Raw genomic sequence first — 12,080 nt, 5'->3', positions numbered from 1 at the left:
AAGTCAGAAAAAAATTCTGGCTTTTTTAATGGCTTTTGTGTTATAATATTTAAGAATTTTTTAAGTAGTGAAAGAAGGGAGCTTATGACAAAAGAAGAGTGGATTGAATACTTTGAACTCGTTTACGGTCGACGCCCCAGTCGACTAGAAATTAACCAGGCCAGGCAGGCGGGTGAGATTAGGGACCTGACAAATCAGGCTAATCCTAATGCTCTTGCCCCTTCCAGTCAAGGGAGGACCGATGATCAAGGGCAAAATGTTAGGCCTCTGTCCCAAGCTAGCCAGAAGCCTAACACAGCCTGGTCCTATCCTAGTAAAGCCAACCTATCTCAGGGTTATCCAGTTGCCACAGCTCAGGCGGGTAGTCTTGCTAGGCTCCGTCGCAAGCCAAAATTATGGTTGATTCTCACCCTGGCCGTTTCTGGCTTTTTGCTTTTTTGTCTCTTGGGCTCGGCTGGCTTTGCTACCTGGCATTACCAAGCAGGCAACATCCAGGGAGACTGGCACCGGGTCAAGGGTAAATATTATAATGAGGACATGAAGAAGTGGTCCTATTATGATGAGAATGACGATTCCGACGACTCAGATGATGACCAGCAAAGTGATGAATACTATCTGACCGTCCACAAGGATAAGACAGTTCAGTTTTATGGCTATTCTTTCATGGATGAGGATTATTCTGACAGTGATGATCTCCTAGATGGTGATGATGACTACGACGACTATGACAAGGATGATAGCGACGCTGAAAGCCATCGCTATAAGGGCCCAAACAGTCGAAGGGACAGCGACGATTATGATTCGGACGATGATTATGACAGCGATGACGACTACGACGATTACGATGACGATGATGACGAGCAAGATGTCCCTTTGATTTCACTGAGTGATTATATAGCGGGAAGTTTCAAGGTTGATCAGTGGCATCGAACCATTATTCCTAGTTACAGTCGTAGCCAATATCGCAAGAAAGTGAAGGCTCTCTTTGATGGAAAGTTTAAGGACTACCTGGAAGATGGTAGCGATGATCTTGTTGATGACATGGTGGATGATTATGCTAGTTATATAGGTAAAAATGGTAGCAAGCACCAGACTATTTCCTACCAAATCAAAGGAAAAAAACTGATCTTAACATGGCATAGTAAGACGGGCAAAATGGTGGCTCAGGTTACCTATGAAAAGTTGAGCGATTCCCAAGCCCAGGACGCTAAGGATACCTACTCTCAAGAGAAAGAAAAGTTCGAAGAAGAATACGATATTAACTAATTCTCAAGGAAAAAGCGATTTGAGCTTACGAAGACGATCTATAAGCCGTTGGGATTCCTAATCGCCCTTTGAAAGGTAAATTGGGAATAGATCTGTTTGGGAATCAAATTCACTAACCTCAATCTCCCTCTTTCAGAAGAAGCGATAGAGATATTTAATTTGTTAAAGTTTAGAAGAGGAGGTGAACGAAGTGAACTTAGACGATACTTTCGCCGTAGTGGTATTATTAGCAACGACTTTTTCGTTGCTAATAACGGATTTTTTTAGACTTTAGACTAAAAAATAGGAATGGAACGCCTTGGTTTTAAGAAATCATCCACTGGATAATTTCTTCTTCCGTCCGCACTACTTAACGACAAGGAATTTTTAAAATCAATGTTATTTTGAAAATGGAATTAGTAAGGTGGCTGGTAAGTCGCTATAGCGATTACCGTAGTTTATCAGCGATTTTTAATCGCTGATAAACTTGCTACGTTAGAAAGTATCAAAAAACAAGTTTGAACTTAATCAAGCGTAGTATCTCAAACAGATCTAATAAAAATTAAAAGAGGTAAATCATGACAAAAAACGAATGGTTAGAATATTTTCAATTGGTCAATGGCCGCCAGGCCAGTCTTGAAGAAGTCAAGCAGGCCTTGGAAAGTGGCGACTTTCAGGCAGAGGATGTTGCGGATGCCCCTCAGGTTGCTGAAGCTGCTAGCCTAGGAACAGAAACCGAGCCAGTTACCGACCTTGATCAGGCAAAAGAAGTGTGCCCAAGTCCTCAAGTGCCCTTCTCTAGCGAGTCGTCTCAAGCTGGTCAAGTAGAGGTGGGTCCAATCCAAAATCAAGGAGAAGCCCCAGCTCCAAGTAGTTTTGGACCAGCGGAGAGTCCACTAGCTCAAGCAGAGCCTCTTAGTCAGGCTGAAAATCCTGGTCAAGGGCCAGCCCATACGAATCAGGCTCAGACTCTTGGGGGAGGTCAAGGACCAGCACCTCAAGAGTCAAGTCCCCTTCCTATCAATCCTGACACAAGCAGGGGAGAAGGGGCAGGAGTAGAAAACGTCAATCCAGCCCCAGCAGGAACAGGGAATCAGACTAATATCGGAAACCAAGCCCAACCAGTCAATCCAGCCGGGGTGACCAATCAGGCTACTCCTGACCAGAATCCTAGCCCAGTTCCAGCCCAGCAGGTCGCTCAAGGATTTGGGAATGCTCAGTCACAAGGCTCACAATATCTTGGCCAAGCTCTCCCTCCTAAAAAGACCAACAAAAAGCTCAAATGGACTTTGATTTCCCTTGCCGCCTTTATTGGTGCCCTCTTGCTCCTTGGTGGCGGTTATTCTACTTGGCGCTACACTTCGGGCAATATCGAAGGAACCTGGCAAATGACCGACTATAAGGTTTATGATGAGGACAGAGAGCGTTGGTCTAGCTCCAAAGATGATGATGCGCCTAAGGATTTTCATTCTTATTTGAAGGTCCAGAAGGACAAGTCTGTCCAACATTTCGCTTATTATACAGCCAAGGACTATATCTATAATTACTACGATGATTCTTCTAAGAATTATTTGGATACCCAAGAATACCCTGCTGTAACGGTTGCTAGCTATTTAGGTTATGTTGAAAAAATTGATCAATGGAACAAAAAAATCAAGCCTTCCCTGTCCAAGTTTGACTACCAAGATAAAGTAGAGGAGGCCTACAAGAATAAGCTGGACTACAACAGTTCTGACGCTGAGGATCAAGCTAAAATTGATGCTAAAAACTACTCCGAGCTTATGGGCAAGAAGCCTAAGTATGAATTGACCTACAAACGCGAGGGGGACAAGCTGACTGTCAAACGCATCAAGGTCAGCACTGGTAAAGAAGTCTACGTCGCCCACTATAAACGCCTCTCCAAGGACAAAGCCTCCTCTGTCGAAAACGATATTAAGGACAAGAAGACCGAGTTTAAGAAGCATATGGAAGAAGCTGACGATTCCGATGATTAATACTAAAAATCAAAAGTTTACCATTTGATACTTGTTGAGTAGGCGACTGACCTGCCAGCAAGTGGGCGTGGCAAAAGCGACAATTCATAAAGAAAAACACTAGGAGTCCATTGTCTCCTAGTGTTTTTGTGATGAAAAAAATGAAGGGATTAGCCCAAGAAAATATGGGCTAGGACAGTCAAGATGGCTAGTCCACCTTGGGTCAAGAGGATCTTAGGGTTGGAAGTCGCTGCCCCATAAGCTGCAACTGCAATGATGTAAACCATGATAGGCAAAATCATGCTGGGATTATAAACCAAGGAATAAAGGATGCCCAGCCCAATCAAACCGTTATAGACTCCTTGATTTTTGAAAAGGGTATTGAGATTTTTATTTTTGAGCTCTTCTTGGCTCATGCCGAAAACTCGGGCCGTTGAGGCCGAAGCCGTGGCAAAGGTCTCCAGATACATGATGTAGAAAAATTCCAGGGCTACCAAGATAGATAGAACAGTCGTGAAAATAGACAAATTAGCTTTCCTCGCTTCTTATAAATTCTTATCTATTATAGGTTGCTAGGCCTCTATTTGCAAGGGATTCGACTCTGGACCTAAACTTACAGTGCTTATTTCATGTCTTCTAGTCTCTGCCAAAATTTAGCGCCCAACTCCACCTTGCGAATCTTTCTTGAAATCAGACCTTCCTTTTCCAGGCTTTTGAAATTTCGCGAGAGGGTTTCTGGGTTGGTCCCCAGGTAATTAGCGACTTCTTTTAAGGGGATGGGGATTTTGATGGTCTCTTGATGTCCCGGTTCTGCAAGGTCGGCCAAGTAAAAGAGGAGTCTGTCTTCAATCTTGTCCAGACCGAGGAGCTGGGTCTGATTTTCTAGCTCGACAGTCTTCTGAGCATTCAGGTCCAAAAGTTTCAAGCCTAACTGGGGATATTTCTTGAGTAAATCCGCAAACCTTGTCTGCAGTAGACAACAAATCATTGTATCTGTTAAGGCTTCACCATAGAGGGCCTTATTTTTTAGGCCAAAAAGGTAATTTTCACCATCGTAGTCACCTGGACCGACAATCCGAATCAGCTGTTCGCGACCTTGAGAGGAAAGGTGGTAAACCTTCATTTTCCCCGAGGCAATAATGGTTAGCTGTTCGGGATTTTGAGGAGAAAAGATAATTTCTCCCTTCTTATAAGAGCGGTGATAAACTAGGGACTGGATTTCTGCCTGCTCTGCTGGAGTCAAATGGTTGAAGAGGGGAACCTTATTGACACAGTGGTCATTTTCCATGATGAACTCCTTTCAATTTATTTAAAATCTATCTCATAAAGAGAAAATTGACTAGCATCAATTTTTTACGACTTTCTCTAGTATAGAATATAAACACAATATATAGTGGTTATTTACTTTTATAGCCACCATATATTGACATTATATAGAGGAGCACTGAGAAATGCAACCAATTGCTATCTTTTATATCAGCCTCAGCGGAAATACCGAAGATTTTATTCATCGCTTGGCTGCTCATATTAAACAGAAATATGGCTTAGAGCTAGAGACCACCAATCTTAAAAGTCTGGTCAAGAAGGGCCAGCCTGCCATTTTCGATATTGATAAGCCCTATTTTAGCTTTCTTCCATCTTATTTAGAGGGTGGAAATGGTTTAGACAATGGTTATCAAGAAATATTGACCACCCCTTTGAGAAGATTGATTGCTCATGGGGAAAATGCCACTTATTGCCTGGGAATTGTTGGTAGTGGGAACCGCAATTTTAATAAGCAATTCTGCCTAACGGCCCACCAATATGCTCAGGATTTTGGTTTTCCAGTCTTGGACGAATTCGAATTGCGGGGAAGCCAAGAAGACCTAGAGAGAATTGGCGACAAGCTGGTCAAGGTTTTTCAAACAGCAACAAAAACAAAAGGAGTAGCCTATGTCCAAAACTAGTCAAGATTATTTTGTCTTAAATAACATGGTCAATATCCCAGTCGCTGGGAAAATTCCACTACATTATGACCAAGAAGCCCTAGAAGATTATCTGCAACATGAGATCAAGCCCAAGACCAAATCTTTTGAGAGTTTCTCTAACCAGATTGATTACCTGATTGAGCATGACTATATCGATCAGGATGTTTTATCAGCTTACTCCAAAGAAGGTAACGGTATTGATAAGGCCTTTATCCAAGAGCTTTTTGAGGAGGCCTATCAATACGGTTTTAAATTCAAATCCTTTATGGCAGCTTATAAATTTTATAACCAGTATGCCATGAAGACAGATGACCTCCAGCAATACCTAGAAAATTTCGAGGATCGGGTTGTCTTTAATGCCCTCTATTTGGCTGCTGGCAATCGAGAATTGGCCCGTCATTTGGTGGATGAATTGATTAGTCAACGCTACCAGCCAGCCACGCCCACCTTTTTAAACGCCGGTAAGAAAAGGCGAGGGGAGATGGTTTCTTGTTTCCTCATTGACATTAATGACTCCATGCTCTCTATCGGTCGCGGGATTAATTCGGCCCTGCAGCTTTCCCGTATAGGTGGGGGTGTCGGCGTCAACCTCTCCAATCTGAGGGCTAGTGGTTCACCCATCAAGCGGATTGCCCATGCTTTCTCAGGAGTTCTACCTGTTATGAAACTTTTAGAAGATTCCTTTAGCTACAGCAACCAACTAGGTCAACGCAATGGCGCGGGTGTTGTCTATCTTAATGTCTTCCACCAAGATATCCTGGCCTTCCTATCAACTAAAAAAGAAAATACCGACGAAAAGATTCGGGTCAAGACCCTCTCTCTAGGTCTGGTGGTTCCTGATAAATACTATGAACTTCTAAAGACCAATCAACCCATGTATCTCTTTAATCCCTATCATGTCGAAAGAGCTTACGGACGGCCTTTCTCCTATGTTGATATTACAGCCGAATACGATAAGCTAGTAGCTAATCCAGCCATTGAAAAGATGGTCATCAATGCTAGGGAATTGGAACAAGAGATTTCCCGCCTCCAACAGGAATCCGGTTATCCTTACATCCTCAATATCGATAGCGCCAACCGCTCTAATCCTGTCAAGGGTCGCATCATCATGAGCAACCTCTGTTCGGAAATTCTACAACCGCAAGAGCCTTCGACATTAAATAGGGATTTGACCTATCAAGAAGTCGGAACCGATATCTCCTGCAATCTCGGTTCTATGAATATGGTCAATCTCCTCCGTTCACCTGACTTTGGTAAGTCCATTGAATACGCCGTGCGTGCTTTGACCACAGTTACGGATAGCGAGTCCATCGAAGAAGTCCCCACCGTTGCTAAGGGGAATGCTCTCTATCACACCATAGGCCTAGGAGCTATGGGGCTTCATACCGCCCTAGCCTTAAATGGTCTTAATTATGACTCAAAGGAGGCCCTAGAATTTGTTGATGCCTTCTTCTTAGCCATGAATTATTATTCTCTAAAGGCTAGCCATCAAATCGCCCTAGAAAAAAAGCAAGTTTTTCATGATTTTGAAGCCTCCAAGTATGCTGACGGTAGCTACTTTGACCAGTATTTGCAAGATGATTTCCACTTTGATTTTCCTCAGGTCGCAAAAATCTTTGAAACTATCCACTTACCCAGTTTAGAAGACTGGCAGGCTCTGAAGGAAGCAGTTATGGCGGATGGGCTTTATCATCGCAATCGTTTGGCGGTGGCCCCCAATGGTTCTATTTCTTATATTAATGAAACTAGTGCCTCTCTCCATCCTATCACTCAGCTGATTGAAAACCGCCAAGAGAAGAAGGTGGGGTCCATATTTTATCCCGCTCCTTATCTGTCCAATGACACCATCAGTCACTATAAGACTGCCTATGATATGGACCAAAGAAAGATTATTGACATCTATGCCCAAGCGCAAAAGCATGTTGACCAAGGGCTCAGTCTGACCCTTTTCATGCGTTCCAAACTACCTCAAGGTCTCTATGAATGGAAAAAGCCTGACCATCCCAATCTGACCACTCGCGACCTCAATAAACTTCGCAATTACGCCTGGACCAAGGGCATTAAGTCTCTCTATTATGTCAGGACCTATACTGAGGATGATGAATTTGAAAGCATCAACAACTGCGAATCCTGCATGATTTAGAAGGGCAAGATTGGGAACCATCGGCAAATTTAATAATTAAGGAGGTTAAGATGCCAAAAAATTATTTGTATTACAAGGCCATCAATTGGAACCATATTGAGGATGAATTGGACAACGCTGTTTGGGAAAGGGCGACCTCCCTCTTTTGGTTGGACACGAGGATTCCTATCGAGGAGGATAAGCCTAAGTGGGAAGGCTTGAGCAAGAAGGAGCAGGACCAACTCAATCGCAGCTTGCTTCTTCTAGCCCAAGAGGCTACCTATCAATCCATTGAGGCTGGCCAAATCATCCGAAATAGTCAGCGGTCCCAGCAGGAAATCGCTATCCTCAATAATCTCCAGTTTACCGAAATGGTAGCAACCAAGGCCTATAATCGAATTCTCAGGGTCTTCAATGATGAAAGGGACTTGCAAGTCTGGCTGGATTGGGTGGACGGCCAAGAATTTCTTCAAAAGAGACTGAAAACCATTGATGCCATCTATAATAGCAAGGATCCTCTGGCCAAGCGCTTTGCAGCTATCTGTCTAGAAGGTCTGATGAACTACAGTTTGCTGGCCTATCCCCTTTATCTCTGGCAGAGCAAGGGCTTCACAAGTCTAGGCCTCATGCTGGAGATGGTCATCCGCAATGAATCCCTGCATTGCTACTATTTGGGACACAAGGTCAAGCTGCTTTTGACAGAGGTTGACCAAGATGAAGCTAAGGATTTTGAAAACTGGGCTAGAGACTTTGTTGATAAGCTAGTCCAACAAGAAGAAGACTTGATTGAAGATTATTTTCTGCTAGATGATGCCAAGTCTCTGGCCAAGGATTTGCTCCACCAAGAAGCCAACCATATCCTAGAAAATTTCGGCCTTGGCCAATCGGTCTATCCCTTTGTTCAGGCCAATCTAGCTGGAATTAATCGGTCCCTGCAGGTCTTGCGCCAACACGATTTGACCAGTTCTAGCGCTAAATCAGTTCTGGAGACTGAGGGCGTTATGACTGATGATGATTATGATTTTTAAGGAGGTAAGTCATGCTACACTCGACAATGAATTGGCAGAAGGTTGAAGATGAACTGGACGAATACGTCTGGGATAAGGCAACCGCCCAGTTCTGGCTGGATACAAGAGTCCCTGTCTCCAATGACCTCTTAGACTGGAAGCAACTGTCTGACTTAGAAAAGACAGTGGTCAAAAAGGCCGTCGGAGGCCTAGCTCTGCTGGATACTCTCCAGTCCGAGGAAGGCCTTTATGCCATCAAAAAGAATGCCCGAACCCAGAAAGAGCTAGCAGTTTTCAGCGATTTCAACTTTATGGAGTCCATTCACGCCAAGACCTATGGAACCATTTTAATTTCCCTCAATACCTTTAAGGATATTGAGGCTATCTACGACTGGATGGATAACGATCCAAGGATGCAATTTAAGGCTCAAAGGGTTAATGACTATTATCAAAATGGTAGCCCCCTGCAGGTCATGGTCGCCAGTATCTTTCTAGAAGGAATCCTTTACTATAGCAATTTCTTCATTCCTCTCTGGTACCGTGGTCAAAATAAATTGGCTAATTTGGCAGAACTAATTAAATTAGTTATTCGTGATGAATCCGTCCATGGAACCTATCTAGGCTATAAGTTCCGCCAGGGCTTTGATGAATTGTCACCAGAAGATCAGGCAGACTTTCAAAAATGGATGTACGGCTTTCTAGATGAACTACTGGAAAATGAATTTGCCTATACCGAGGAAGTCTACAGTGACATAGGTCTAGAAGATGACATCAAAACCTTTGTCAAATATAACGCCAACAAGTCCCTGCAAAATATGGGCTTTGGTATTTACTTCGAGAATGCAACCGCCAATGATGTTAACCCCATTGTCATGAATGGGATTTCCATTGAGACGGCTAATCATGACTTTTTCTCTCAAGTTGGGGCCGGTTACCTGATGGGAGAAGCCGAAAGTATGAGCCAAGAGGATTACGATTTTTAGATTGAGGAGAAAAACTTGATTCTGGTCAAGTTTTTTTCTTTGGGTAAATGCTAAAATGGCCCCAAAGAATGGAGGGTCAGGTGATATTATGACACAATTATACAGAGCTAAAATTCAGCCCCTAAATGCTGAAAAGATAGGAACGGCTGCCCATGGTTATGTCGAATTTCTGCAAGAAGAAGAGGAACTTAAGATTAAGCTGGAAATGTTTGATACGCCAGCTAATATTCAGCACTGGGAACATTTTCACGGTTTCCCAGAAGGTAAGGAGGCTCAAGTTCCAACCCTAGCTCAAGATAGCAACGGCGATGGCTGGATTGATTTGCCTGAAACGGAGAGTGTCTCGGGCACGACCATGGTTCCCCTGGACAATGCCCCCCATGAGATGACTATTCCAAATGACGACTATCCTGTCGCAGATGCCAAGGGCTACTATAGTTATGAGAAAACAGTTCCTCTCAAGGCCTTAAAGGCAAAGTTCAAGGAAGTCTTTGGGACTGATGATTTGCAATTGGAAAAACGAGTCGTTTATATTCATGGCATTCCTCGTAGTCTCGATATTCCTGATACGGTCGGGGGTAAATTAACCGAAAGCTACGACCAATATGTCACCCTACCGATTGCGGCTGGAAAGATTCAAAAAGTCGAAGATTAGCCGATTTTCGGGATTGTCAGCCAATCACAGGTTTTGCCAGAAATCATCAAGGCTCCTTACTTTGATGATTTTTTCTAAATTCTCTTTGAGTGCTACGGAACTCTTTTAAGGAGGTCAATGATAAAAGTTTATAAGCTCAACCTAGAAGCAAAAGAAATTGAAAAATTTAACCAAAACAATCGCTTTAGTATCCGCCACATCCACCTGATGTTGAATCAGGAAATTCCTACCCATTCCTCCTCAAGTGATAAAGTTGTTATTGTCCTTGAAGATAATATTGATTTCACAGCCTCAGGGGAAACGGTCAAGATGATTTCAGGCGACTTTGTCGTCCTAGAGCCAGAAGAAAAACATTCCCTTAAAGGAAACGAAGAGTCTCAAGTTCTGGTTGTTCTTCATAAGTAAGCGAGTAGAAATAAGTCTTGGAAAATAGATGGAGAATGGACTATGGAGCCTTGCCTGGGTGGGTCTGCTTGGCCTAAGCCAATTTATAGCTGTCATTATGGCAGTCACCCTTTTGGTGAGAAGCCACATTCTACAAACTTTTAGAAGTCTTGGTGATTTTACAAATCTTCAAAAAATTTTATAGATAAGGAGGTGGACAGATGAGTGGACAAACAATTTTTGACAAACTCTGGGATCGACACGTGATTATGGGAGAAGAGGGACATACTCAGTTGCTTTACGTAGATGAGCAACACATTCATGAAGTAACTTCTCCCCAAGCCTTCCAAGGCCTACGCGATGCTGGCCGAAAACTCAGACGACCAGACTTAACCTTTGCCACCTACGACCATAATGTTCCTACCAAGGACATTTTTACGATTAGGGATGTCATTTCCAAGAACCAAATGGATGCCCTGGCAAGAAACGTTAAAGATTTTGGAGTCGAGGTCTGTGACCATGGTTCTGAAAAAGCAAGGAATCGTCCATATGATTGGTCCTGAGACAGGAAGGATCCAGCCAGGGAAATTTATCGTCTGCGGAGACTCGCACACCGCTACCAATGGGGCTTTCGGGGCTATCGCCTTCGGGATTGGGACCAGCGAAATCGAACACGTCTTTGCGACCCAGACCATCTGGCAAAAGAAACCCAAACGCCTCAAGGTAGAATTCATCGGCAAACCAGCAAAAGGGGACTTCGCTAAGGATTATTTCCTGGCCCTCATAGCCAAATACGGCGTCGACGCTGGTATTGGCTATGCGACCGAATACACAGGCCCAGCCATTGCGGATCTTTCCATGGAAGAACGGATGACCATCTGCAATATGTCGGTTGAATTTGGAAGCAAGATTGGCTTGATGAATCCCGACCAAAAGACATTTGACTATGTCAGAGGAAGAGAAACGGCACCTAAAGATTTTGAAAGAGCTGTTGCAGATTGGAAGACTCTGGTCTCTGATGAAGATGCGGTTTACGACAAGGTCCTGACCTTAGATGTGTCTAAGTTAGCACCCATGGTAACCTGGGGAACCAATCCTGAAATGGGGGTTCCAGTTGACCAGCCCTTCCCTGAAATCAAGGGACCAGATGCCCAGCGAGCCTATCACTATATGGATGTTCATCCAGAGGAAAGGGCACAAGATATTGACCTGGGTTATATCTTTATTGGTTCCTGCACCAATTCAAGACTTTCAGATTTACGCCTGGCGGCTCATTTTGTCAAGGGAAAGAGCCTGACGGCCATTGTCGTACCAGGTTCCAGATCTGTGAAGCGGGCGGCAGAAGCGCTGGGTCTGGATAAAATCTTTCTGGAGGCTGGTTTTGAATGGCGAGATCCAGGCTGTTCAGCCTGCCTAGGCATGAATCCTGACCAGGTTCCCGAGGGGGTTCATTGTGCCTCAACCAGCAACCGAAATTTTGAGGGTCGGCAAGGTTATGGAGCCAGAACCCATCTCTGTAGTCCAGCCATGGCTGCCGCGGCTGCGGTCGCAGGCCACTTCGTTGATATTCGCCAACTCCCAGAACTGGAGACAACTGGAGACGGCTTAAATTCAAAGCTCTGTTAAACTGTTTGGCCGGCACAAGGCTAGAGGCCCAACAGCCAACCAATATCTAAAGTCGCAAATAAAAATGTGGTTCCTCTTAGTTCCTTATAGCGCTAGCGGGAGCTACATTTTTTTGCCA

At 44.0% G+C, this 12,080-nt stretch carries 10 protein-coding genes and 1 pseudogene; 9 read left to right on the top strand and 2 right to left on the bottom strand.

From position 1 onward, the window contains the following. Positions 1-84: 84 nt before the first annotated feature. Positions 85-1,266, top strand: coding sequence for a hypothetical protein (locus DYE66_RS07215; RefSeq protein ID WP_115325065.1), 1,182 nt, complete (start codon positions 85-87; stop codon positions 1,264-1,266). 557 nt (positions 1,267-1,823) lie between these two features. Next, positions 1,824-3,239, top strand: a complete 1,416-nt coding sequence (locus DYE66_RS07210; RefSeq protein WP_002998148.1) for a hypothetical protein — start codon at positions 1,824-1,826, stop codon at positions 3,237-3,239. Positions 3,240-3,388: 149 nt separating this feature from the next. Here DYE66_RS07210 and DYE66_RS07205 read toward each other — a convergent pair whose 3' ends face one another. Both DYE66_RS07205 and DYE66_RS07200 read right to left on the bottom strand, forming a co-directional pair. Next, positions 3,389-3,745: a DUF1304 domain-containing protein gene (locus DYE66_RS07205; protein ID WP_002998268.1), complete on the bottom strand. Its 357-nt coding sequence runs from the start codon at positions 3,743-3,745 to the stop codon at positions 3,389-3,391. Between the two features lie 95 nt (positions 3,746-3,840). Continuing rightward, a complete protein-coding gene (locus DYE66_RS07200) occupies positions 3,841-4,506 on the bottom strand; it encodes a Crp/Fnr family transcriptional regulator (RefSeq protein ID WP_002998235.1) in 666 nt (221 codons plus the stop codon). A gap of 163 nt (positions 4,507-4,669) precedes the next feature. Here DYE66_RS07200 and nrdI point away from each other — a divergent pair, with 163 nt between their 5' ends. From nrdI to leuC, 7 genes and pseudogenes are all read left to right on the top strand, one after another. Next, a complete protein-coding gene (gene nrdI / locus DYE66_RS07195) occupies positions 4,670-5,164 on the top strand; it encodes a class Ib ribonucleoside-diphosphate reductase assembly flavoprotein NrdI (RefSeq protein WP_002998064.1) in 495 nt (164 codons plus the stop codon). After that, positions 5,151-7,328: a class 1b ribonucleoside-diphosphate reductase subunit alpha gene (nrdE, locus tag DYE66_RS07190; RefSeq protein ID WP_115325064.1), complete on the top strand. Its 2,178-nt coding sequence runs from the start codon at positions 5,151-5,153 to the stop codon at positions 7,326-7,328. The genes nrdI and nrdE overlap by 14 nt, the downstream gene beginning before the upstream one ends. A 50-nt stretch (positions 7,329-7,378) precedes the next feature. Continuing rightward, positions 7,379-8,335: a ribonucleotide-diphosphate reductase subunit beta gene (locus DYE66_RS07185; RefSeq protein WP_002997906.1), complete on the top strand. Its 957-nt coding sequence runs from the start codon at positions 7,379-7,381 to the stop codon at positions 8,333-8,335. An 11-nt stretch (positions 8,336-8,346) separates the two neighbouring features. Then, entirely contained in the window at positions 8,347-9,297 is a 951-nt protein-coding gene (gene nrdF / locus DYE66_RS07180) for a class 1b ribonucleoside-diphosphate reductase subunit beta (protein ID WP_002998382.1), read from the top strand. An 88-nt stretch (positions 9,298-9,385) separates the two neighbouring features. Further along, entirely contained in the window at positions 9,386-9,952 is a 567-nt protein-coding gene (locus DYE66_RS07175) for a hypothetical protein (RefSeq protein ID WP_044123795.1), read from the top strand. A gap of 117 nt (positions 9,953-10,069) precedes the next feature. Beyond that, complete coding sequence (locus DYE66_RS07170; RefSeq protein ID WP_115325063.1) at positions 10,070-10,357, top strand: cupin domain-containing protein; 288 nt, start codon at positions 10,070-10,072, stop codon at positions 10,355-10,357. A gap of 200 nt (positions 10,358-10,557) precedes the next feature. Next, a pseudogene (leuC, locus tag DYE66_RS07165) lies at positions 10,558-11,962 on the top strand (3-isopropylmalate dehydratase large subunit). The last annotated feature ends 118 nt before the right edge of the window (positions 11,963-12,080 follow it).

Origin of the sequence: Streptococcus downei MFe28, assembly GCF_900459175.1 — a bacterium.
GTDB lineage: Bacteria > Bacillota > Bacilli > Lactobacillales > Streptococcaceae > Streptococcus > Streptococcus downei.
The sequence above is the reverse complement of the archived record's forward strand: the minus strand, read 5'-3'. Positions and strand labels throughout refer to the sequence as shown.

Excerpts from the sequence above, each read along its gene's own strand:
- DYE66_RS07215 (WP_115325065.1), top strand. The coding sequence starts at position 85 with ATGACAAAAGAAGAGTGGATTGAATACTTTGAACTCGTTTACGGTCGA.
- DYE66_RS07210 (WP_002998148.1), top strand. The coding sequence starts at position 1,824 with ATGACAAAAAACGAATGGTTAGAATATTTTCAATTGGTCAATGGCCGC.
- DYE66_RS07200 (WP_002998235.1), bottom strand. The coding sequence starts at position 4,506 with ATGGAAAATGACCACTGTGTCAATAAGGTTCCCCTCTTCAACCATTTG.
- nrdI (WP_002998064.1), top strand. The coding sequence starts at position 4,670 with ATGCAACCAATTGCTATCTTTTATATCAGCCTCAGCGGAAATACCGAA.
- nrdE (WP_115325064.1), top strand. The coding sequence starts at position 5,151 with ATGTCCAAAACTAGTCAAGATTATTTTGTCTTAAATAACATGGTCAAT.
- DYE66_RS07185 (WP_002997906.1), top strand. The coding sequence starts at position 7,379 with ATGCCAAAAAATTATTTGTATTACAAGGCCATCAATTGGAACCATATT.
- nrdF (WP_002998382.1), top strand. The coding sequence starts at position 8,347 with ATGCTACACTCGACAATGAATTGGCAGAAGGTTGAAGATGAACTGGAC.
- DYE66_RS07175 (WP_044123795.1), top strand. The coding sequence starts at position 9,386 with ATGACACAATTATACAGAGCTAAAATTCAGCCCCTAAATGCTGAAAAG.
- DYE66_RS07170 (WP_115325063.1), top strand. The coding sequence starts at position 10,070 with ATGATAAAAGTTTATAAGCTCAACCTAGAAGCAAAAGAAATTGAAAAA.